Source organism: Kiloniella majae (genome assembly GCF_002118315.1).
Classification (GTDB): domain Bacteria; phylum Pseudomonadota; class Alphaproteobacteria; order Kiloniellales; family Kiloniellaceae; genus Kiloniella; species Kiloniella majae.
Genome location: NZ_MTSZ01000001.1, coordinates 955,200 through 976,869 on the forward strand (window position 1 = coordinate 955,200; position 21,670 = coordinate 976,869).

At 44.6% G+C, this 21,670-nt stretch carries 22 protein-coding genes; 11 read left to right on the plus strand and 11 right to left on the minus strand.

What is annotated here, in order from left to right; all coding sequences use genetic code 11:
- The first annotated feature begins 26 nt into the window (after nucleotides 1-26).
- The 3 genes from BKB51_RS04510 to BKB51_RS04520 are packed head-to-tail and all read left to right on the plus strand — an operon-like array spanning nucleotide 27 to nucleotide 2,505.
- Nucleotides 27-587: a LemA family protein gene (locus BKB51_RS04510; RefSeq protein WP_085899879.1), complete on the plus strand. Its 561-nt coding sequence runs from the start codon at nucleotides 27-29 to the stop codon at nucleotides 585-587.
- A 30-nt stretch (nucleotides 588-617) separates the two neighbouring features.
- Entirely contained in the window at nucleotides 618-1,652 is a 1,035-nt protein-coding gene (locus tag BKB51_RS04515) for a M48 family metallopeptidase (protein ID WP_125911786.1), read from the plus strand.
- A 43-nt stretch (nucleotides 1,653-1,695) separates the two neighbouring features.
- Nucleotides 1,696-2,505, plus strand: a complete 810-nt coding sequence (locus tag BKB51_RS04520; protein WP_198946626.1) for an SDR family NAD(P)-dependent oxidoreductase — start codon at nucleotides 1,696-1,698, stop codon at nucleotides 2,503-2,505.
- Nucleotides 2,506-2,618: 113 nt separating this feature from the next.
- Here BKB51_RS04520 and BKB51_RS04525 read toward each other — a convergent pair whose 3' ends face one another.
- Nucleotides 2,619-3,626: a hypothetical protein gene (locus BKB51_RS04525; protein ID WP_085899880.1), complete on the minus strand. Its 1,008-nt coding sequence runs from the start codon at nucleotides 3,624-3,626 to the stop codon at nucleotides 2,619-2,621.
- A gap of 541 nt (nucleotides 3,627-4,167) precedes the next feature.
- On the opposite strand from BKB51_RS04525, the gene BKB51_RS04530 reads away from it, so the two are divergent.
- Nucleotides 4,168-5,559 (plus strand): aldehyde dehydrogenase family protein, encoded by a 1,392-nt coding sequence (locus BKB51_RS04530; RefSeq protein WP_085899881.1) that lies wholly within the window; start codon nucleotides 4,168-4,170, stop codon nucleotides 5,557-5,559.
- Between the two features lie 41 nt (nucleotides 5,560-5,600).
- On the opposite strand, the gene BKB51_RS21070 is transcribed toward BKB51_RS04530, so the two are convergent.
- From BKB51_RS21070 to BKB51_RS04550, 4 genes are read right to left on the minus strand one after another with little or no spacing between them, the layout of a single operon-like run.
- Nucleotides 5,601-6,185, minus strand: a complete 585-nt coding sequence (locus tag BKB51_RS21070; protein ID WP_198946627.1) for a CatB-related O-acetyltransferase — start codon at nucleotides 6,183-6,185, stop codon at nucleotides 5,601-5,603.
- A complete protein-coding gene (locus tag BKB51_RS04540; protein ID WP_085899882.1) occupies nucleotides 6,173-7,105 on the minus strand; it encodes an NAD-dependent epimerase/dehydratase family protein in 933 nt (310 codons plus the stop codon). Before BKB51_RS04540 ends, BKB51_RS21070 begins: the two co-directional genes overlap by 13 nt.
- Nucleotides 7,102-7,635 carry a dTDP-4-dehydrorhamnose 3,5-epimerase gene (rfbC, locus tag BKB51_RS04545; protein ID WP_085899883.1) on the minus strand — a complete coding sequence of 178 codons (534 nt, stop codon included), beginning with the start codon at nucleotides 7,633-7,635 and terminating at the stop codon, nucleotides 7,102-7,104. The genes BKB51_RS04540 and rfbC overlap by 4 nt, the downstream gene beginning before the upstream one ends.
- The gene (locus tag BKB51_RS04550) at nucleotides 7,632-7,898 is read right to left on the minus strand and encodes a methyltransferase C-terminal domain-containing protein (RefSeq protein ID WP_218043947.1); all 267 of its coding nucleotides are present in this window, start codon (nucleotides 7,896-7,898) and stop codon (nucleotides 7,632-7,634) included. Before BKB51_RS04550 ends, rfbC begins: the two co-directional genes overlap by 4 nt.
- A 127-nt stretch (nucleotides 7,899-8,025) precedes the next feature.
- On the opposite strand from BKB51_RS04550, the gene BKB51_RS04555 reads away from it, so the two are divergent.
- From BKB51_RS04555 to BKB51_RS04570, 4 genes are all read left to right on the plus strand, one after another.
- On the plus strand, nucleotides 8,026-8,601 hold the full coding sequence (locus tag BKB51_RS04555; protein ID WP_085899884.1) for a hypothetical protein: 576 nt from the start codon (nucleotides 8,026-8,028) through the stop codon (nucleotides 8,599-8,601).
- 226 nt (nucleotides 8,602-8,827) lie between these two features.
- Nucleotides 8,828-9,085 carry a hypothetical protein gene (locus tag BKB51_RS04560; RefSeq protein ID WP_085899885.1) on the plus strand — a complete coding sequence of 86 codons (258 nt, stop codon included), beginning with the start codon at nucleotides 8,828-8,830 and terminating at the stop codon, nucleotides 9,083-9,085.
- Entirely contained in the window at nucleotides 9,082-10,482 is a 1,401-nt protein-coding gene (locus BKB51_RS04565; protein ID WP_125911787.1) for a class I SAM-dependent methyltransferase, read from the plus strand. Before BKB51_RS04560 ends, BKB51_RS04565 begins: the two co-directional genes overlap by 4 nt.
- Before the next feature lie 62 nt (nucleotides 10,483-10,544).
- Nucleotides 10,545-11,945 (plus strand): alkaline phosphatase family protein, encoded by a 1,401-nt coding sequence (locus BKB51_RS04570; RefSeq protein ID WP_085899886.1) that lies wholly within the window; start codon nucleotides 10,545-10,547, stop codon nucleotides 11,943-11,945.
- Between the two features lie 9 nt (nucleotides 11,946-11,954).
- Here BKB51_RS04570 and BKB51_RS04575 read toward each other — a convergent pair whose 3' ends face one another.
- Both BKB51_RS04575 and putA read right to left on the minus strand, forming a co-directional pair.
- Nucleotides 11,955-12,509 (minus strand): hypothetical protein, encoded by a 555-nt coding sequence (locus tag BKB51_RS04575; protein ID WP_085899887.1) that lies wholly within the window; start codon nucleotides 12,507-12,509, stop codon nucleotides 11,955-11,957.
- 81 nt (nucleotides 12,510-12,590) lie between these two features.
- Nucleotides 12,591-15,728 carry a bifunctional proline dehydrogenase/L-glutamate gamma-semialdehyde dehydrogenase PutA gene (gene putA / locus BKB51_RS04580; RefSeq protein WP_085899888.1) on the minus strand — a complete coding sequence of 1,046 codons (3,138 nt, stop codon included), beginning with the start codon at nucleotides 15,726-15,728 and terminating at the stop codon, nucleotides 12,591-12,593.
- A gap of 151 nt (nucleotides 15,729-15,879) precedes the next feature.
- On the opposite strand from putA, the gene BKB51_RS04585 reads away from it, so the two are divergent.
- A complete protein-coding gene (locus tag BKB51_RS04585; protein WP_085899889.1) occupies nucleotides 15,880-16,359 on the plus strand; it encodes an Lrp/AsnC ligand binding domain-containing protein in 480 nt (159 codons plus the stop codon).
- A 42-nt stretch (nucleotides 16,360-16,401) separates the two neighbouring features.
- Complete coding sequence (locus BKB51_RS04590; RefSeq protein WP_085899890.1) at nucleotides 16,402-16,800, plus strand: PaaI family thioesterase; 399 nt, start codon at nucleotides 16,402-16,404, stop codon at nucleotides 16,798-16,800.
- A gap of 11 nt (nucleotides 16,801-16,811) precedes the next feature.
- Here the strand turns inward: BKB51_RS04590 and BKB51_RS04595 are convergent, their stop codons facing one another.
- Entirely contained in the window at nucleotides 16,812-17,303 is a 492-nt protein-coding gene (locus BKB51_RS04595; protein ID WP_085899891.1) for a PAS domain-containing protein, read from the minus strand.
- Nucleotides 17,304-17,471: 168 nt separating this feature from the next.
- Nucleotides 17,472-18,287 (minus strand): enoyl-CoA hydratase/isomerase family protein, encoded by an 816-nt coding sequence (locus BKB51_RS04600; protein WP_085899892.1) that lies wholly within the window; start codon nucleotides 18,285-18,287, stop codon nucleotides 17,472-17,474.
- Nucleotides 18,288-18,506: 219 nt separating this feature from the next.
- On the opposite strand from BKB51_RS04600, the gene BKB51_RS04605 reads away from it, so the two are divergent.
- Nucleotides 18,507-19,178, plus strand: a complete 672-nt coding sequence (locus tag BKB51_RS04605; RefSeq protein ID WP_088245193.1) for an orotate phosphoribosyltransferase — start codon at nucleotides 18,507-18,509, stop codon at nucleotides 19,176-19,178.
- A gap of 42 nt (nucleotides 19,179-19,220) precedes the next feature.
- Here the strand turns inward: BKB51_RS04605 and BKB51_RS04610 are convergent, their stop codons facing one another.
- Both BKB51_RS04610 and BKB51_RS04615 read right to left on the minus strand, forming a co-directional pair.
- Entirely contained in the window at nucleotides 19,221-20,258 is a 1,038-nt protein-coding gene (locus BKB51_RS04610) for a DUF4238 domain-containing protein (protein WP_158090148.1), read from the minus strand.
- A gap of 76 nt (nucleotides 20,259-20,334) precedes the next feature.
- Nucleotides 20,335-21,246, minus strand: a complete 912-nt coding sequence (locus BKB51_RS04615; protein ID WP_085899895.1) for a LysR family transcriptional regulator — start codon at nucleotides 21,244-21,246, stop codon at nucleotides 20,335-20,337.
- Nucleotides 21,247-21,670: the final 424 nt, after the last annotated feature.

Genomic DNA, 21,670 nt, shown 5'->3' on the forward strand with positions numbered 1-21,670 from the left:
AAAGCATTTTATCCGTTGGGGGGATCATGATTGAATATATTGTTCTTGGCGTTTGTGTAGTTGCCGGACTTTACGCCGTTTCCGTTTATAATGCACTCGTTGCTGGTCGTAATTCTGTTGAAAATGCTTGGAAGCAGATCGACGTACAGCTGAAACGCCGCCTGGATTTGATCCCCAACCTTATTGAAACCGTAAAGGGTTTTATGGCCCATGAAAAAGATGTCCTAACCCAAGTGACCGAGGCCAGAACCCGTGCCTACAATGCAGATTCCAAAAGCGAAGCGATCGAAAGCAATAATCTTCTTTCCAATGCAACGGCAAATTTGCTCGCCGTCATGGAGAACTATCCTGACATCAAGTCACAAGAGAGCGTCAGCGACCTTACGGAAGAGCTAACATCGACCGAAAATAAAGTTGCTTTTGCCCGCCAGCACTACAACGATATCACAACGGCCCAGAACAACCGTATCCAACAGTTCCCTTCAAACATTTTTGCTTCCTTTTTCAAGTTCAAGCTTGAAGATCTTTGGGAGCTAGACGAGACCACGCGCAAAGCGGCTCAGGAGCCCCCCAAAGTATCCTTTTAGGATATCACCTTCTCTCCAAGGTTTTGATTGATGTCCTCAGATACTCTTGCTCTGATCTCAACTGATTTTAAATCTGCACAGGCACGGAACAAGCGAAATTCGTTTATTCTGTGCTTGATTATGATTTTTACAGCCACTTTTCTTGGTTATATTTCCGGTTGGGCAGCAGAAATTTTCACGGGCACACACCCCGCGTTAATCGTGGCCCCTTATGATGCCAGTGTTATTGAGCTATTGAAATTAACAGCAATAAGCGATTGGGGGATATCTGCCGCCGCCGGAATGATTGTTTTTTCTATACTGGCCTTGATCTGGACCTACTTTGCCGCCGACCAAACTTTGCTTAGTATGAATGGTGCAATTGAAGCAGATACCAGAGCTTATGAAGATTTGCACAACGTGGTTGAGGAGATGGCAATTGCCTCTGGCCTGCCCAAACCTGCCGTTTATATAATACAAGACGCTGGAATAAACGCCTTTGCAACCGGGTTACGTCCTGACAAAGCATCAGTAACAGTGACCACAGGCCTATATGATGTGATGTCTCGCGATGAGCTTCAAGGCGTCATCGCGCACGAGATGGCACATATCCTGAACCGGGATGTACAATATGCGGTCCTCGTCGCTGTTGGTGCTGGGTTAATTGCCGTTTTTGCCGAAATTATGCTGAGGATCAGTAGACTGTTCTTTTATTCCGGTGCTTCATCAAGTTCCAGAAAAGGTAAGAAAGGCAACCAAGGCGCACTGATTCTAATTGTTGGCGTGGTCTGGCTACTTGCTGCTATTCTTGCCCCCCTTGTCGCCTATCTTGTTAGAATGGCAATCTCGCGAGAACGGGAATACCTCGCCGATGCGACAGCGGCGCAGTTAACGCGAAACCCAAAAGGATTAGCTTCTGCCCTGAGTAAAATTGAGGGACACGCACATCTAAAAGAAAAGAATGCCGCGACTGAGCACCTTTTTATTATAAACCCCAACAGATCTTTCAGCGAGCTTGCAAGCGACCTTACGTCAACACATCCGGCAACATCACTCCGTATTGAACGCTTGATGAACCTTAAGTAAGTCGTCTTGACCATAAGGCTTTACAGCACGACAAGAAGCTCTTATGCGTCAGAAAAACAAAGTTTTCCAAACTCAACCACTATTTGATGGGATCCCTATGAGCTTTTCAGGAAAAACAGCCATTGTCACAGGTGCCGCCGGTGGTATGGGGCTAAATATTGCCCTCAATCTCGCGGATAAGGGAGCGCATGTTGTTCTTATAGATATCAAACCTGCCTCTACCAACCTCAAGAAACACATCAACAAAGACTTGATTTCCTTTGAACAAGGCGATGTAACTGATTCCGGCTTTATTAAAGGCGTCATCGGGAATGCTTATACAAAAACCGGACGTATAGATTACCTTGTAAATGCAGCTGGCGTTCTATGGTTTGATAAAGATCGCTCGACAGAAGAAGTCGATTTGGACGCTTGGGATCGCGTCATGGAAATTAACCTGAAATCTATGATTATTACTTGTCGTCACGCGCTTCCTTACATGCGAAAAAAAGGATCGGGTGCAATGGTTCACATAGCCTCTGTTCAGGCTATGCGTGGAGATGACAAACCACAAGTCGCCTATCAAGCATCAAAAGCCGGTATTATTTCCCTCTCCAAAACAGTTGCATTGGAAGGTGCCAAAGATCGCATCAGGTCAAATTCAATCCTGCCAGGTCCCACAGTATCACCGATGCAGGAGAGGTGGGTTAAAAACCCTGATATTCAGCGCCTGACCGAAAGCATTATTCCGCTTGGACGTGCAGGAACAACCCAGGATATAGCTGATGCAACACTCTTTCTTCTATCGGATAAAGCCAGTTATATCACCGGCACAGAACTGGTTGTGGATGGAGGGTTATTAGCAAGGCCCTGAATTTTTATTAGGCTAACAATAATCAAGGGACTGAAACAAACAGCCCCTTGATTTGCCCATAGGTGCACAACACATGCACACTGCTTCCCGGGATTTCTCCCGAAACTTATTATTCAGGCATTAACATCCGTTCTATTGTTATCGCCACCAAAGGTTTCAGCAAGAAGCTGCCGAACACCGTCTTTCCCTTCAAATTCAGGGCCGCGAGGTCCGTTAAAGAGTTGACCGATCGGTACCAGTAAATCCGCTTTCAAACGAGTTAGTGCATCCGCTCCATTTTCTTTTGCCGGAATTTCTTCCCGGTCACGAATTGTCAGCAGCGGACCGTCTTTAAAGAGAGGTTCGAGCACATTTTCGTTCTCTTTCTCTATGTCCTTCTGCGGCGGAGCAACCAGTTTACTAATCAACTCACCAAGACCCTGTCCTTGATTATCAAGCAACAGATTTTCTCCGGCTTCGAGAAGGTTACCTCCTTCCAATCCGTTCATAACTTTTCCAAGCAGAGCATTTGCCCCAGCGGCAGAACCAGACTGCGCCACTACCGTTGTGCGCGTGATTTCTGCTTGCACAGATGCAAAGTTAAACGACAATTCGCCTGACGTATTATTTACATAAATATCTAGAGACTGGACAGCCAGATAACTTTGTTCTCTGGTGCCTGACGCAACACCATCAGCCCCAGCGTAGGAAATTGCTGTTCTTGAGCTTGAAGCAACAGACTGTTCAAAAGAGAAACTAAACTCATCAGAATTTTTTGCTGACTCTTTAATTGAATTCACGAGATTCTGTGCAAATTCCAAAGCAGCTTCTTTTGTATTGCCTAACCGCTCGAACACTTCTGCAAGTGTTCCCACGATAGAATCAAGTGCGGCCCCTAAAGTGCGCTGAACAGTTTCTGAGGGAGACAAGGCGCCTGATTGTGCACCATCCCCTTGATCACTGTTTCGCAAAAAATTTTGTGGGACATCAATAGGATCATCAATCACAGGGCGAGATGACTGCCCGGTAGCGTTTTCAGCATTCTTGCCTTTAGCTCCGTTCTGGTCAGCGAGTTCCTGTCCCCGAAGACCACGAAGGGTTTCAAGACCTTGTTGTAGTAAGCCTAGTGCGGAAAGAGCCATTTTCTCCTCCTGAGGTCGTCCGAATCTTGAATTTCAAAGTCAAGAATGCGGATAGAGCTACATGCTCCGACAATATATTTTCTTAATTTAACATAAATCTTTATCATTAACGATTTATTAATTCTTAAAATTTTCAAAATTTTCCTTTTATAACAATATAATAAAATATGCTCTAAATAAAAATATCTCTATCCACTATAGAAACTCACGAAACATTTCTGAGCACCACATCACTGTTATTTAGAGAGCTTCCCAGTCCTTTGAATATCCCCTGCGGTTGCGCCTTTCATGGACGCCGTCCTCACGCTACTCAAAGAAAATCCACATTAAAAAGGCGAACAGAAACTCCTGATAATATAATTTCATAAACGATAAAAAATTAAATAATTGCGGTTACATGCCAATTTAGCCATGCATTTTTTGCGTAGAGCCATGCATAAAACGCATATCTGGGCTTCCTCTGGCACATCTTGTCGCAGGCTCAACTTCCCTTTAATAAGGTCTCACAAAATACTCCACAACACCAAGGAGAGCCCCTTCCATGAGCCAATTGTTAAAATGTATCTCCCCCGTAGACGGATCTGTTTACGTGGAACGTCCGCTATCAAACGATAGCAAAATTCAGACCGCGCTGGATAAAGCCGTTGCGGCCCAAAGAAGCTGGCGCAAAGTACCTATCAATGAAAAACAAGCCCTATTAAGCAAGGCAGTTGATTACTTCGTTGCCAACAAAGATGCCATTGCCGAAGAAATCACATGGCAGATTGGTCGCCCGATCTCTCAATCCCCCGGTGAAATTGGTGGTTTTGAAGAACGTGCGCGCTATATGATCGATATTGCCCCGGAATCACTGGCTGATCAGAATGTTGGAGATAAAGAAGGCTTCACACGCTTTATCCGCAAAGAAGCCCTCGGTGTTGTTTTTGTTGTTGCACCATGGAACTTCCCATTGATGACAGCAGTTAACTGTATTGTTCCTGCCCTTTTGGCTGGCAACACAGTTCTTCTGAAGCATGCAGCCCAAACACCACTTTGTGCAGAACGTTTTAGTGAAGCCTTCAAAGCAGCTGGATTGCCAGACGGTGTCTTCCAGCACCTTCATATGAGCCATGATAGTGCCGCTAAACTAATCGGTTCTGATGGTGTTGATTTTGTCAACTTCACTGGTTCAGTCCCTGCCGGGCACGCCATCCAAAAAGCAGCTTCCGGGCGTTTCATTGCCACAGGTCTTGAGCTTGGCGGTAAAGATCCGGGCTATGTGCGTGCGGATGCAAATGTTGCCTATGCAGTCGAAAGCCTTGTCGATGGTGCCATGTTTAACTCTGGCCAATCCTGTTGTGGTATCGAGCGCATTTACGTACACGATTCTGTCTATGATGACTTCGTATCCGGTGCTGTTGACCTCCTCAAGCAATATAAACTTGGCAACCCGACAGATACCAACACCAACATGGGTCCAGTGGTTAAAACAAGCGCAGCTGAATTTGTACGTGGCCAAGTTGCAGAAGCTGTTAAATCAGGTGCAGAAGCCCTGATTGACCCAGGTTTCTTTGCTGCTAATAAAGAAGGCACTCCATATCTCGCACCTCAACTCGTCGTTGGCGTTGACCATTCCATGCGTGTCATGAACGAAGAGAGCTTTGGACCGGTTGTCGGCGTGATGAAAGTCTCATCCGATGAAGAGGCTATCAAATTGATGAATGACAGCGAATTCGGTTTGACCGCTTCTATCTGGACCGAAGATGCAGACGCTGCCTTGGCAATCGGTGATGATATTAATACAGGTACGTGGTTCATGAACAGGTGTGATTATCTTGATCCAGCCCTTGCCTGGACTGGTGTTAAGAACTCTGGCCGCGGTTGTAGCCTGTCAAAGGTCGCATACGAGCATCTGACCCGTCCGAAATCTTTCCACCTGCGGACAAAGATTTAAAGCAAAAGCCCGGGTCTGTGATCCGGGCTTTTTGATTCTGGTTAACTTCCTCTATGGCGTTCTAAAAAATCTTCCACAGGACCATAGAAAAACTCTTCCTCGGCGTGTATTTTTTCATCTGGCCAATCCCACCATTTAATGTCCAGAAATTCTTTGATTTTGTCTTCACTGAAACGATATTTAATTACCTTGCATGGGTTTCCGACGACAATTGCATAAGCTGGAATATCTTTTGCTACAACGGCTCCTGCACCGATAATCGCTCCATCGCCAATCGTCACGCCGGACATAATCAAAGCTCGTGCTCCGACCCAAACATCATTACCAACCGTTATCCCACCTTTTGTAACTGCATCTCTGTTACCTTTTGCAGGATCAATCATCAGCGTTTTAAAAGGAAACGTCGATACGAGGTCAGTGGGATGATCAACTTTTGCAAAGAAAGAAACATCAGGACCAACTGAGCAAAAAGCACCAAAAACTACAGGAGCATCATCAGATGCGCCTGCAATGATATTTTTATTCACCCCATAGGTGTGCCGCCCAACAGAGATACTATTGTGTAGACGATCCCGCTTCCTCTTAAGACCAAATATCTTGCGAATTTTGTTCTTCAGCCGGCGCAAAATTTATCTCCTTTCTGCAATTCTTTTTTCAAAGATTGAACCGTATCAAACAATCCCTCTTCAAGAGAATATACAGGAACAAAACCAACATCACCCCTTAAGCGTTGATTTACACCAACCAGATTAAGAGGCTCACCAAGTCTGTCAGGAAAGGCACCGGGCTTTAACAAGTCTGACTTGCCAATGAGCTCTCCGATAATCCGTGCAACATCAATTAGCCGAATGCCTGTACCACTTGAAATGTTAACAGCTCCTTCAACATTCGCCATCGTTAAAGCAGCAAAAGCACGCCCGACATCTCTGCTATCCAAAAAATCTCTAACTTGAGAGCCAGATGACATCTTAGCTTCATGGTCCCGAAGTAAGGCCGTAATAATAGAAGGCACAAATCGTGTGTGTATCTCTCCTCGCCCATAAAGCAAGAATACTCGCCCCCACGCAAAACTGTGATCCTCGTCACTTAAACCTTCAAGCGTATGATAACAATCTACCTTACATTGCCCGTAAACAGTATTTGGAAGCAAGGGGCTATGGTACTCATCCAAAGGACTTGCCGAGGTTTCCTCGGACCAATCATATTCCGCACAACTGCCCGCACAAACAGCACGGCGTCCACCCTCTTCCCAAAAAGAAGTAACAAGATCTATACTTTGATTTTTCCAGAGATAATTGCTTTCCGCATTCCAAAAGTGGCCGTGCTCAGTCTCCCAAGCCAGATGAAGTAAATACTCAGCTTGTGCTTCCTTGACTATTCTCTCTGGCTCACCCTTTTTAAGAAGATCACCATATAAAACACTCGGTAACTTCGTTCCGGTTTCCTTTCGGGTAACGAGAATCAGTTCATGCCCTGCAGCTTCCAATGCCTTGACTGCATGTTGGCCGATAAATCCCATCCCACCTGTGACAAGAATACGGCTCATGAAACAATATAATCAGGGTAATTTGCGTCACGGTCGGCAATAATCTTTGGTTCAAAAGGCCATTCAATCGCAAATGCCGGATCGTTCCATCGCTGTCCGCCAGCCAAATCGGCCACAAACTCCTCGCCCATTAAATAGAGTAGTTCGCTATCATCCTCTAAGGTCAAAAATCCGTGGACGCAGCCGCCGGGTATTACCAAAGCCTTGCGATTTTCTGCGGTCAGTTCTTCCCCATACCATTTGAGATACGTCGGGGATTTTTGTCTCAAGTCAACAACAACATCCCATACCGCACCACGGATACAGCGAACCACTTTGGGGTCTGGCTTAGGGGCGGTTTGATAGTGAAGCCCCCTAAGGGTGCCTTGAGACGTGTTTCCAGATAAATTAATTTGTCGAACTGAAAACTCTATTCCGTTCTCGGCAAACATTTGGTCACAAAAGGCTCGTGCAAAAAAACCTCTTTCGTCTCCAAAAGACGTAAGCTCAGTTAATAAGAGCCCTTCAACATCTGTTTGCTCAAACTTCAAGAAATCACCTCTGTCGTTGGTACAGGTATAACGAATTTACATCCCCAATCACTTACATAGGATAGAGACGATGATATTTCATCCTTGAGATTCCAAGGCAGTATCAAGATATAATCCGGTTTGAATTTCGCGATTTCTGTTGGCGCAATAACGGGGATACGACTTCCGGGTAACAAAGTATTTTGTTTATGCGGATTAAGATCAGCAACATGGGAAATCAGGTTCGCCCCCACACCACAATAATTCAACAGCTCTTCGCACAATTTAGAAACCTTCCCTTGTGATAGCAAGAATTATTCCGTGTTCAATATAGCTATGGATAACAAAATAACGTATAGGTAAATCTTAGGAAAAGAGCTTTGGTAACCTATAAACACGGATTTTATCAGATTGAGTAACGATCCATTGGAACGCGCCCGTTCCGAACTTATTGAGAATGAACAACTGATTTGGGCGGATCGCCCAGTAAGCGAGCGTTTTTACAGAAAGAAAATCAAAGCCGCAATTGCCGGAAAAGTTATAATCAGTTTGATCGTTTTATGGATACTCGGCGTCATATACACAAGCTTCTCCAGTGGGAATTTACCCGCACTCGCACTCGTCTTTTTTGCATTACCGCTTCTTTTCATAGCCCGAAAGCTCTTGAATAAACCAGTTGAAGCCAGACAACGTGCGGAACAAACCTACTACGCAATTACGGACAAGCGATTGTTGATTATCAACGATTACAAAGACAAATCTGTTGAAAGTTATGATCTGGATAAACTGGAATTTGTAGAAAACGCCGAAAACAGCGACGGAACCGGGAATGTCTATTTCACAAAAACATTAATTACGACCATTTCCAACAATGATCGAAACGGGAATTCGTCAGGCAAGAGATCCGTTCACGAAGTAAAAAAAGGCTTCAAAGGGATATACGACGCAGAGAAAGTCGAGGTAGAAATAACCAAGAGAATGACATAGCTAACAGAGTTACGTACGACGAACACAGCACAAATACATTCGCGCTTCTACCCTTTAAAGATCCACATCAAAACACATGATCATTAAATAAAATACGGCACGTTATAAATACTATCTTAAATATCTTCTGCTAAATATTAGAAAATTTGCACAGAAAAGACTTAGCCAAATCTTGGTATTTTTTTTTGCTGTAAGAATATTAAACAAACTGGTCCAGATGACCGGAATGGATGATGAAAGTGTGTTCGTGATGAATTATTCCAAGGCCCTGCAATTGGTAGGATTTTTTGTTGTATTCTTGAATACTGCACAACCTGCTTATGCTTACCTTGATCCTGGGACAGGCAGCATTATCATTCAATCCATCATCGGAGGGATTGCAGCCGCAGCAACTTTTGGTGCGCTATACTGGGCAAAAGTAAAAGCCTTTTTCAATCGAATTTTTCACAAAGAACCAAACGATAGCAACAGCAATACCAAGTGACAAAACCAGCCATACTTGACGGATCTTTTCGTGACCCTGCCGGGCAGGTTCATGAGTTAGGAGGCCGTATATTCCGAACGGTAACCCAATACGGGGCGTCTGCATTCTCGAAAGTTCATGCGACAGGCTTTTTGACAGCTTTGGCTGATGCAGGAGATCTTGTGCCTTATGAAATTGTTCACGATCCAGAGATAACCAAACTATTCCCCCACGCCGAATATGTTTTGGAACACAAGCGTTTGGATTACATATCTTACCCTTACGAGTGGCCTTTTAGCCTTTTAAAAGAGGCTGCTTTATTGCACCTCTCTATTGCCATACAAGCCTTGGAAAAAGATATCGTTCTTACAGATGCTAGCGCATATAATGTTCAATTTGTAAGCTCGAAACCTATCTTCATTGATCACCTCTCCTTTAAACCCTATACGGACAGGGAATATTGGGTTGGGCACCGTCAGTTTTGTGAGCAGTTCTTAAATCCTTTATTACTAAGAGCGAAATTAGATATTCCCCATAACTCTTGGTTTCGGGGAGCACAGGAAGGTATCACCAACGAGGACCTGTCCAAGATTCTTCGGCTACGACATAAGTTTTCGCTTAATATCCTCAGCCATGTCGTGCTCCCGGCTCGTTTTCAAACACGCGCAAGAAACACACAACTATCAGGTACTAAAAAGATAAGTGAGCGAAAAGGAATCGCGAAAGCAACCTACAAAAGCTTACTAGTCCAACTTAAAAAATGGATATCTACTCTTCAACCAAAGAATATGAATAACAGCACATGGGGTAGTTATGCTGAAGACAACACCTACGACGACAATGAGAATAAACTCAAAGCAGAATTCATTACCGAATTCATCCAATCAACCAAGCCAGAACTCATCTATGATATTGGCTGTAACAGTGGTGCATTCTCGGAGGTAGCGCTCAAGGCAGGCGCACATCAAAGCATCGGATTTGATTTTGACAAAATAGCAATTGAGAAAGCTTTCAAACGGGCAACAGACAAATCACTAAACCTATTGCCCCTATATCTGGATGCCGCTAATCCAAGCCCCAATCAAGGTTGGCAACAATCGGAAAGAGTGGGATTTGCTGAACGCGCAAGCCCGGATGCAATTTTAGCTCTCGCATTTGAGCATCATCTCGCCATAGGGAAGAATATTCCATTACCACAAGTTATCAACTGGCTTGTATCTCTTGCCCCAAATGGGATTATAGAGTTTGTAGATAAATCGGATCCAACTGTTCAGGCCATGCTTTCAATGAGGGAAGATATATTTCCGCATTACACACAATCATCTTTTGAAAGTGCACTATCTGATTGTGCTGCAATCGTAAAGACAAACGAAATCACAAAAAATGGTCGAACATTATACTGGTACAAACGAGTCTAAAAGTGCAGCGAATTCTCTTACTCCCTATAGGACCAGCGCTGCTTCTTGCATGCATCCCTTATATGAGATTTTCTGGAATTTATCCAATAGAAGAAGCACACAGAGCAGCTTTGGTAATCCTAGGTATTGTCGTTAGTTTATTCTGGATAACGGGCAAATTCATTCGACAGAATAATATTCCAGCAATGATTATTGTTATTCTTTCTGCCTTTGGTTTAAAATTATTTAGCGGCCCGATATATCCATCCATATTGATCGTATCACTCTTTGTTTTTTGGATACTAGACCGCCAAATTCCATTCAAAAAAATAGTCATCCTGTCCAATATTCTGGGCATATTTCTTTTTCCGACCGTTCTTTATCCCGTTTTAAAGAATGTTTATGCCCATGGCGGGATTGTCGAAACATCCTCACCATCGCTAGAGAAAATATCGATAAAACAACAGCCCTCAATTATCCATATTGTACTTGATGGATACGGATCTTCAAAAATTTTGAACGACCTTTACGGCCATGACAATCAAAGCTTTCATGATGAATTAACACGACGGGGCTTTCAGATTTTCCCAAAGGCCATAACACCGTTCAATCAAACACTGTTCACTATGGCGTCGATTATGTCTGGCGGCTACATCGACTTACCAAATAAGGGTGATAATCCGCAGCATTATCGTTACCGTTTGGGAGAAACCATAACAAATGGCCCTACACATCAGATACTACGCAGTAACGGATATGATTATACCTATACCAAATCAGGGTATGCGTACGTCGACTTTGACAATGCAACAGAGTTAAATCCGGATCATCAATGGCTAACAGGCTTGGAAACCAGTTTGGTGAGGCATAGACCAGACCTGCTTGCAGATATACACAATCAACAACTCAGATCTGCCTTGAAGCCAGAAAACTTACAAAATCTGATACCGCCTTTTTATTACTATCAACATCTTTTAGCCCCTCATCCTCCTTTTACCATTTCAAGAGACGGCACATCGATAAAAACGTCCGCAGTATATCTGAGCGATGGTTCTCACTACACCAAAGGATCGAAAAAGAAACAGAAAACTTACATTAACGGATACCGTGAAAAGGCCCTATACGTAGAAAAAGCACTGCTGAAGCAACTCACAGACATTCCGAGTGACCAGCCGTTGATCGTGCTTATACATGGCGACCATGGCCCCGGTGCCCATATGCATCAAGAAAGTAGTAGTTTATCCTGCTTACCCGAAAGAATGACGACTTTCTTTGCAGTTTATACAAACGTTGCAAGCATCCGATTAGCATTTGCAAAGTACGAGAAGACGGAATTCAATATCGTAAATATTTACCGGGAAATCTTTTCTGCAATTTCCGACAAAACATTCCCACCTCTACCAAGCGAATCAAGATTCATAGAATGGTCAGCCCCCTCACAGGCAACTAAAATCACCCAAGAAATGTTAAATTCCAGTTGCTAGCATAAGAGGTTACGAGTGTTGATGATCGGCGATCAAACTCTCAACCGCATCACCTTCAGATACGCCCAACAAACGGTCCTGAATGCCTGGCAGAATAACATCGTCATATCCATCAATGCCTTTGATGCGTTCCGATGTTCCAATAGCGTTCAATAGATAGGATTTGTATTCAATCGGCTTTGCTGATTCTAGAAAGAAAACCAGACGTTTGGTAGTCACTACATAAACCAATCTACGCCCTAAATAATAGATCCAGCAAAGCCTGAGGATAATGCCGCCCAGGGTAACAGCCATGACAATACTCATCAGCGTCGACAGACCCAAAAAAATGAAGATAAGAACGTTCAGCGAGGCAGCAATTATCATGCCGTATAGAAAAAACTTTGTGATTGCAGATACGTATTCTTGTTTCCAAACATGGGAAAATCGAGGTTGAGCAAACCAGAGAGGCTTCTCATCCGCACGAATAGCAGCTTGTACAAACTCTGTCAGATCATCTTCGTGCAAATTGCGTATCCGTTTCTTCATGCGCGCTATGGAAAAAGCAACACCAAGATAGTTCATAAGATACGTAAGGCAATAGAAAACCCGGCAACCATCCAGATAAGGACAACAACCGGGCTTTCGATCGCTAATGTAAAAACATCAAAGCGTCATGAGCGAGGTATTTCCGCCCGCTGCTGTTGTATCAATCGATATCGAATGTTCCGTTGCGAAGCGATGCAGATAGCGTGGTCCCCCGGCTTTTGGTCCCGTACCGGATAACCCCATTCCCCCAAAAGGTTGCACCCCAACGATCGCACCGATCTGATTTCGGTTCACGTAAGTATTTCCCACCCGGACACGACGCGCAATATAGTCCACTGTCTCGTCAATACGACTGTGAATACCCAGTGTTAGGCCAAAGCCGGAATTATTAATCTGATCAATAATGCTATCCAGTTCTGACGCCTTGTAGCGAATAACATGCAGGACCGGCCCAAAGACTTCTTGCTTGAGCTGATGAAGCCCTTCTATCTCGAACGCAACTGGTGCAACAAATGATCCGTTTGACGTACTCGGTGGCAAAGATAATTCCCGAATAACTTTTGCCTGAGTTTTCATATGCGAAATATGTGCATTCAGCATAGCCAAGGCATCTTCGTCAATCACGGGCCCCACATCTGTTGAAAGCTGAACCGAATTTCCCACGGTCAATTCATCCATTGCCCCGGCAAGCATGGTAAGAATCTTATCAGCGACATCCTCTTGCAAAAATAAAACACGCAAAGCAGAGCAGCGCTGCCCTGCCGATTGGAAAGAAGATGCCAACACATCCCGGACAATCTGCTCGGGCAATGCTGTTGAATCAACAATCATCGCATTCTGCCCGCCAGTTTCTGCAATAAGGGGCACAATTTCCCCCTCCCGGGCGGCAAGGGCTCGCTGGATGAGCTTTGCAGTCTCTGTTGATCCGGTAAAGGCAACACCCTTAACACGATCATCAGCCAATAGTGGCCCTGCAACGGTTGGACCATCGCCAGGTAAGAGATGCAGAACATCACCAGGAACGCCAGCCTGGTGAAAGAGTTTGATCGCTTTTGCAGCAACCAGTCCTGTTTGTTCCGCAGGCTTGGCAATCACGGCATTACCCGCAGCCAAGGCAGCAGACACCTGCCCCAGAAAGATTGCCAGCGGGAAGTTCCACGGGCTAATACACAGAAAGACGCCCCGTCCGTGCATAGACAGTTCATTTCGCTCGCCTGTTGGTCCAGGCATCACGAGAGGGTCCCCAAAATCCTGGCGACATTTCACGGCATAGTAGCGGCAAAAATCAACAGCTTCGCGGATTTCAGCAATAGCATCCGCCGTTGTTTTACCCGCTTCACGCATGCATAATGCGATTAATTCTGCGGTATTTTCTTCCAGTAAATCTGCCATTCGGTCCAGGCAATCACCGCGCTTTGTTGCAGGGGTTTGATCCCACCCCCACCAGGCACGATCTGCCCGGGCCAACGCGTTCTCAGCTTGCTCCGTAGAAGCCCAGGCAATTTCACCAACTTTGTTTCGCCGATCATTTGGCGACGTTACAGGATGAGTAACACCTGTTTGCTCAACACCACCAATAATCGGGGCTCCGTGCCATCCTTCGTTTGCAAACTTCTGAACTTCTTTACCAATTTCTGACAGTTGAACAGCATCTGACAAATCCAGCCCTTTTGAGTTTAAACGCTCGGTACCAAAAAGGTGCAACGGCAAAGGAATTTGTGGATGTGGAATGTTAAACAGGTTACGTGCTTTCAGAATTGGATCAGCTATGATTTCATCAATTGGAAGTTTTTCATCCTGAATTCTGTTCACAAAAGATGAGTTAGCTCCGTTTTCTAATAAACGCCGAACAAGATAAGCCAATAGGTCTTCATGACTACCCACAGGGGCATAAATTCGAACCGGATAACCTTTTCCTGCTTTGCCAACAACCTGATCGTAAAGAGCTTCGCCCATACCGTGCAAGCGCTGGAATTCAAAATCCTGTTCCGGCCCGGCCATTTCCATAATCGAAGCAACGGTATGCGCATTGTGTGACGCAAATTGGGGATAAAAAGCTTCCGGGTCGTTGAGCATCTTACGCGCACAGGCCAAATAGGAAACATCCGTGGAAACCTTGCGGGTGTAAACAGGGTAACCTTCCTGCCCCTCTTCCTGTGCCACTTTAATTTCTGTATCCCAATAAGCACCTTTGACCAGACGAACCATCAAGCGACGTCCATGACGATGAGCCATGTCAGCTAACCAATCAATCACAAAAGGCGCTCGTTTTTGATAAGCCTGTACCGCCAAACCAAGACCGTTCCATCCTTTAAGTTCCGGATCGCCGGAAACTGCCTCTAGAACGTCCAGTGAAATTTCAAGACGATCAGCTTCTTCTGCATCGACGGTTAAGCCAATGTCATAACGCTTGGCATCCAGAGCCAGTTCTTTCAGACGCGGAACGACTTCGCTCATTACCCGCGCACGGTGCGTAAATTCATAACGAGGATGAATAGCCGATAGCTTGATAGAAATACCGGGTGAATTGATAGCACCCCGGCCAGCTGCTGCTTTTCCAATTTCGGAAATAGCGGTGCGATAGGCTTCAAAATAACGATCAGCATCAGGCATCGTACGTGCGCCTTCACCAAGCATATCGTACGAATAACGATAGCCCTTTTTCTCATCATCAACAGCCCGATCCAACGCTTCTTTAATGCCCCGCCCCATAACAAACTGACGGCCCAATATTTTCATCGCCTGTCGCACAGCCTTGCGAATAACTGGCTCACCACTTTTTTGAACCATCCGTTGGAACAAACCAGAAAAATCATTGTTTTCTTCTGTTTTGATCTTCACTACACGGCCTGTCAGCATCAAGGCCCAAGTCGAAGCGTTCACAAACATGGAATCACTGTGCCCGAGGTGCGCTTCCCAGTCTGCCGACGAAAGCTTGTCACGAATAAGTTTATCGATTGTCCCGCTATCTGGAACCCGAAGCAATGCCTCGGCCAGACACATCAGAACAACACCTTCCTTAGAAGAGAGTTCAAATTCGTGCATGAAAGCATCGATACCGCCCTGCCCGACACGGGACTTGCGAACTTCCTTTACAAGATCACGAGCCCTTGCCGAAATTCTATCCAGCGCATCACTCGGTAAATCCAGTGCACTGACAAGATCTGTTACGGCTTGCGTTTCATCCATACGATAAGCAAGACGTAGGGCCGTCATTAAAGGCGTGGCATTTGCCAGTTCTTTATCGATAATCATTTCATTAATCCCAGATATCGCGTTCAGGCGCGCATTTCATATTCATATCTGAGATGAATCTACACCATATACAGCGATATATGCTGCCATTTTAACATAATATACAATATTTTCTCTAGAAAATTTCACATTTTCCAGATATATAATCTACATGAGTGAAAAAAAGCTGGATCGAATAGATAGAAACATACTGCGTGTTTTGCAGGAAGACGGGCGGGTCTCAAACGTAGAGCTTGCCCGACGTGTAAACTTAAGCCCAACGCCCTGTCTTGAGAGGGTAAAAAGGTTAGAGCAAAGCAACTATATCAAAGGATATATGGCAACGCTCAATCCGGTAAAGATTAATGCAAGCCTATTGGTTTATGTCCAGATCACACTTGAGCGAACAACATCTGCTGCCTTCGAAGAGTTCAAAAAATCCATGATGGAGATCCCAGAAGTTCTGGAATGTCATATGGTTTCTGGCGGGTTTGATTACCTGATAAAAGTACGCGCTGCTGACATGGCTGAATACCGAGGAATTTTGGGTGATAAACTCGCTGCAACCCCTTGGGTTTCTCAAACCCATAGCTACGTTGTTATGGAAGAAGTGAAAAATACGAACATCCTGCCCGTAAAAGATAATTTTTAACCGACACACCTCTTCAAAATACATTTCATAAAAGAGACAGCTATGAGCACATCAGATACGCAAGAAAGCATCAGTAACTTCGGACAACACATGGGCTATAGTCTTGCCGAATGGGCTGAAGAATCAGCCAGTATTGCGCTGACAATTGCAGATTGTCATCTGAACAGTGCCGGCATCATGCATGGCGGTGTTCTTGCAACTCTGATTGACACAGCCTGCGGTTATACCCTCATTCACAATCCAGATCCCGCAAAACGCCGTCGCGCCGTAACACTTTCACTCAATACACAGTTTACTGCCGCAGCCAACGTTGGGGATAAATTACTCGCAACAGGCATCCTGAAAGGTGGCGGAAAGCATATCAAGTTCTTATCATGTGATGTCAAAAACCAGCATGGGCAGCTGATCGGTCACGGCGAAGCCGTTATGAAAATATTATAAAAAATCTCAAACTACCGAACGATATCGTTTAAAGGCGCAATAATAATCACCAAGCGGCAAACATCGCCCTGCTCATCGCAGAAGGGGAAACATCCACGATAGAGGTCAATAAAGGATCGGTCTGATCTGGGAACGGGGCTAAGCGTGAAAGATGTACAACGTTGCTGCGCAACGTCTTCCATTTCCCGCCATTTAATTTCAGCCATATCTGGATCAAAGGCCTCGGCCAGACTCTGCCCCATAGAATTAACACCCGAGGCTTCAATTATTCTTTCACCCTCAAGTTTAATGATATGACCGGATGGGCTGGCGCCATCCCGCTGGATAACCATCGTCCAGGGCAATATTTTACGCACTTCAAGCGGATTAAAATCAGACCATTGAGGTAAAGGAATTTGATCAGAATCTTTTAGCTGTAATTTTGGCAACCCTTCATAATAGGAAGCCATATAGGATACCGGAGAATTCTCTGGGATCTCTTCCAGATCCAGAACTTGATACATACACACCAGCCAATTCAAAACACAAAAAACCGGAAAAGAACAACTTCCGATCAGGCCGATCAAGTATATACACTTTTATTGATATAAAGATAGAGACTAAAACTTGCACAACAGACTGATAGTACAATTAACCTCCTTGGCTCGAATACAACTCGCCTCTACGAACTTCTACTTTCCCTTAAATTGAGGCTTCCGTTTTTCAAGAAAAGCAGCAATGCCCTCTTTATAATCCTCGGTATCACAGCAAAGAAATGGTTGTGTCAATTCTTCTGCCGTCAACGGTGACGGGTTTTGTACCCGGGTCGCATGTTTCTTGTGCCACCGCGCAACCAACGGCGCGCCCTCGGCTATCCGTCGCGCTGAATTATATACTTCGGCTTCGGCGATATTATCTTCAACGACCCTGCCAACAAGACCTTTTGTATAGGCTTCTTCTGCCGAGAAAATTCGCCCCTCCAAAAGGAGTTCCATCGTCACACTGCGCCCAACCAGATCAACCAAAGCAATCATCGCTGGATAAGGCAGTACATTGCCAATTTTGTTGACCGGGATACCAAACTTGGCTGATTGATTGGCTATTCTAAGATCACACTGCGCCGCAATTTCCAACCCGCCGCCCATACAAGCCCCTTCAATGAAGGCTAAGGTAGGGTGTGGGCAATCACGAATAGCATCCGCAGCCCGATCCATTGGCTTAGAATAGTCAGCGGCCTGTTCTGACGAAAAGCGGACTTTTTTAAACTCTGCAATATCCGCTCCTGCCGCAAAGGCTCTCCCACCGGCACCGCGTAGAACAACACATCGCAAGGTTTCATCAGACCCGAGTTCAAGCATAACAGTCCCGAGATCCTGCCACATTGACAGATTAAAGGCATTAAGCTTCTCTGGACGGTTCAAAACAACCGTCGCTACATCTCCATCGCGCCAGACAAGAACAGTATTTTTATTATTTTCCTGATTATCTTTTTGAGAACCTTGAGACATTTTCCCTCACCAACAGGACTATTTTGACAAACACGGCTTGATAACAGGATAACCAGTCACATCATATGGCGCCATGGCTTACATTAATGTTTTTTGACCAACCTCATCCAAACGGGAAAAATATTGCAGCAAGGCTAAGCAAGAGGTAAATAGGTCCGAATTATTCGTGTAGCGATGAAGCAAAAGCTATTGGCAACTGACCCAAGGACCGGACAAGCGATGAGCAAGATCACCGAAACCGCCAGAACAACAGCCTCAATTCTAATGGAAATAGAAGCTGTTCTCTTCCGCCCGGAAGATCCATTTACTTTTACATCTGGTCGTATCAGTCCCGTCTATGTTGATTGCCGAAAAATTATTTCCTTTCCCCGCGCACGTGCCAAACTGATGGATATGGCAGTCGAGCTGATCCAACGCGATATTGGCTATGAATCCATCGATGCCATTGCTGGCGGCGAAACAGCTGGTATCCCCTTTGCTGCAATGATCGCAGAACGTATGGGTCTGCCCATGCTTTATGTCCGTAAAAAACCAAAAGGTTTTGGACGTGATGCCCAGATCGAAGGCTACATGGCAGAAGGCAGCCGTGTTCTTCTGGTTGAAGACCTAGCAACAGATGGCGGCTCAAAACTTAACTTTGTTGAAGCCATCCGCAATGCTGGCGGCAAATGCGATCATACTTTTGTTTTCTTCCACTATGGTATCTACCCACAGTCTGTGAGTGATCTGGCAAAAGAAGGCGTGACACTTCATGCTCTCGCCACATGGTGGGACGCCCTGAAGGTCGCCGAAGAAAAAGGCTATCTGGAGAGTGACAACCTTGTCACCGTGCGGTCATTCCTGAGCAACCCAAATGAGTGGTCCAGCAAACGCGGTGGAAAAGCAGACTAATCTCTCAGAGATTTTCATTTTTGAGCAAAGGGCGGCCATTGGCTACCCTTTGTTTTCATAATATCTTTCCACCTTTGACTGCGCATTATGCCAATCTCGCCACTGTTCTTGCTCCTCGGCATACATTTGAGCATTAACAACTCTTGGCCTAATTTTCAAAACATCATCTTCTATTTCACTTGAAATGATCATTCGATGCGCAGCTTCAATAATAAACTTACGAATCAACAATGATGTTTTAAAGTTAAAGCGATTTCCTTTTGTTGGAGGCTTTTCACCTATTTTTGTGTAGATAATATGCTGTGGACTGATCGGAAATAAAATTTCTGTCCCAGAACTTCCCCATCCGCCCTTAAAATCATAATTACCTTCACTATAATAATTCAGCTTAATAACAGGATTATCACTTGTAGGCCATGTCACTCCCTCGGCCGGACGCATAACTGTCCATTTATGAGTGTGTAAAACTTTAGATGTTTTCTCGAGTAAATGATTGATTGAATGTAACCATGTTCCTCGTCCCGGAGTAACCTCTACACCTATATTGATTAAATCCGGATTTTCATGAGGCGTTTTGAGTACCTTCATTGGTAAATCAACTAACCCATACTCACGATTAGTTCTTTTTCTTGGCTCTATTAACTCTCTTTGCCTTAGTTTACCTTCAAGCTTTCCTAGTACATTTTCCATAATCGAAGGTAGAGATTGATGTAATCGCTCAAGATGCTCAGTTAATCTGGCTGGTGTACGAACATCTTGCATGGCAAGGTAGTTAATAATATTTGACCAATCTTCATAAGTTAAAGCCTTACCAGCAATTGCTTTGGATATTGATTCAGCGGATAAATCTTCAAAGTTTTTATCAAACCATTGTTCAATATCATCATTATCAAAATCAGATTGCACACGTGTATATAAATCTCTTTGACGTGCTAATACATTAGGCGGATAATCTTTCCAGAGGCGAACATTTTCATGAGGCACTAAAAGGTTGTAACGCCATAAGACATTTTTACCATTAGCCCAATTATCTAAATAAAATTTTGATACATAATGATTATTTCGCTTTAATTTCTCCAAAATAGTTGTCCTGCCCCAGATTTAAAATGAAAACCTCTTAGATATCTGCTTTAGCTACCCATTGTTATGACAATTTCTACGGCTCTATTCGATAATCCGTTTCCCAATATGGAGGCGATCCATATTTTTCGCGAAGGAAATCGATAAAGGCCGTAATCTTTGGTGGTGTGAAATTACCCGGAGGATAAACAGCCCAAATTTCTCCACTACGTGCTACCGGATAATCTGTCATCAACTCCACAAGACGCCCGTCGCGTAGATCTTCCCATACATGGGCCACGGATTTCACAGTTAAGCCCATACCATACAGCGCTGCATCATAGGCGTAATCACCTGAATCTCCCATGATGGAAGAGGTCGCATCAAAACTAATCTCTCCTTTTGGGCCTTCGAAATACCAATAAGGCATAAAACTCACCCCCACGAAATCATGTTCATTCAAATCACTCGGTGTTTTCGGTTCTCCCTTACGAGCAATATATTCAGGAGAAGCACACAGCACTCTCGGATTTCCCGCCAATTTTCTGGCACGTAAGGTTGAATCCGGTAACTTTGCCCCACGAATAGCAAGATCATACCCCTCTTCAATCAGATCCACCAAACGGTCAGAAAAACTCATCTCCAAAGTAATTTTGGGGTAAAGATCCCTAAACTCATTGAGATAAGGCAGGATATGTTTCCGGCCAAAAAACATATTGCAGGATATTCGTAGAGAACCACTGGGCTCTGCAGCCTTTTCATCGAGCTGACAGAGAGCTGCATCAATCTCTTTAAGCGCAGCCAGAGCATGCTCTTTAAAAATATGCCCTGCTTCAGTCAGAGCTAGGGATCTGGTAGTCCGCGACATCAACTGACTGCCAACAGATTTTTCCAACGTAACCAGCCGGGCACTGGCTGCAGAAGGAGACAGACCGAACTCCCGCCCTGCGGCAGAAAGATTAGCCAACGTTGCCACACGTACAAAAAACCTGAGATCATCAAGACGCATTATACAAAAACTTTGAAAAGTGTTATTCAAACTACGCCAATTATACAAACAAATTAATCATGGGATAGTTCTTTTTAAGGAAAAAGGAGATCCTCATGTTACATACAAGAAATCAATTCGAAACTCATGCCCGCATTGAACGCAGTAAAGCCGCCCACAGCTTAATCGCCTTACTCTCGAACACATTCATGTCCTTGTTCACTACAACATCATCAAGAAAACCCTGCCATTTGGACAAATTAAACTGATGGCCTCGAAGGTCTTCAAATACAGAAAACTTCAAAACAAGATTACTTAATTCACCTGGTTCACGAAGCTCATGATCAACCGGTCAAACACAATCCTGAGCCAGGTGATGCCCCTTATCACAACTATTCCGATCTTTTCGACCAGTGAACTGGATATCTGGTGAATTGGGTATATA

What these genes read in the sequence shown, in the direction of transcription:
- BKB51_RS04510 (WP_085899879.1), top strand. Translation starts at nt 27, where the DNA reads ATGATTGAATATATTGTTCTTGGCGTTTGTGTAGTTGCCGGACTTTAC.
- BKB51_RS04525 (WP_085899880.1), bottom strand. Translation starts at nt 3,626, where the DNA reads ATGGCTCTTTCCGCACTAGGCTTACTACAACAAGGTCTTGAAACCCTT.
- BKB51_RS04515 (WP_125911786.1), top strand. Translation starts at nt 618, where the DNA reads ATGTCCTCAGATACTCTTGCTCTGATCTCAACTGATTTTAAATCTGCA.
- BKB51_RS04600 (WP_085899892.1), bottom strand. Translation starts at nt 18,287, where the DNA reads ATGTCTCAAGGTTCTCAAAAAGATAATCAGGAAAATAATAAAAATACT.
- BKB51_RS04595 (WP_085899891.1), bottom strand. Translation starts at nt 17,303, where the DNA reads ATGTATCAAGTTCTGGATCTGGAAGAGATCCCAGAGAATTCTCCGGTA.
- BKB51_RS04575 (WP_085899887.1), bottom strand. Translation starts at nt 12,509, where the DNA reads ATGAACTATCTTGGTGTTGCTTTTTCCATAGCGCGCATGAAGAAACGG.
- BKB51_RS04615 (WP_085899895.1), bottom strand. Translation starts at nt 21,246, where the DNA reads ATGCGTCTTGATGATCTCAGGTTTTTTGTACGTGTGGCAACGTTGGCT.
- BKB51_RS04540 (WP_085899882.1), bottom strand. Translation starts at nt 7,105, where the DNA reads ATGAGCCGTATTCTTGTCACAGGTGGGATGGGATTTATCGGCCAACAT.
- BKB51_RS04520 (WP_198946626.1), top strand. Translation starts at nt 1,696, where the DNA reads ATGCGTCAGAAAAACAAAGTTTTCCAAACTCAACCACTATTTGATGGG.
- BKB51_RS04570 (WP_085899886.1), top strand. Translation starts at nt 10,545, where the DNA reads ATGAGATTTTCTGGAATTTATCCAATAGAAGAAGCACACAGAGCAGCT.
- BKB51_RS04530 (WP_085899881.1), top strand. Translation starts at nt 4,168, where the DNA reads ATGAGCCAATTGTTAAAATGTATCTCCCCCGTAGACGGATCTGTTTAC.
- putA (WP_085899888.1), bottom strand. Translation starts at nt 15,728, where the DNA reads ATGATTATCGATAAAGAACTGGCAAATGCCACGCCTTTAATGACGGCC.
- BKB51_RS04585 (WP_085899889.1), top strand. Translation starts at nt 15,880, where the DNA reads ATGAGTGAAAAAAAGCTGGATCGAATAGATAGAAACATACTGCGTGTT.
- BKB51_RS04560 (WP_085899885.1), top strand. Translation starts at nt 8,828, where the DNA reads ATGGATGATGAAAGTGTGTTCGTGATGAATTATTCCAAGGCCCTGCAA.
- BKB51_RS04605 (WP_088245193.1), top strand. Translation starts at nt 18,507, where the DNA reads ATGAGCAAGATCACCGAAACCGCCAGAACAACAGCCTCAATTCTAATG.
- BKB51_RS04590 (WP_085899890.1), top strand. Translation starts at nt 16,402, where the DNA reads ATGAGCACATCAGATACGCAAGAAAGCATCAGTAACTTCGGACAACAC.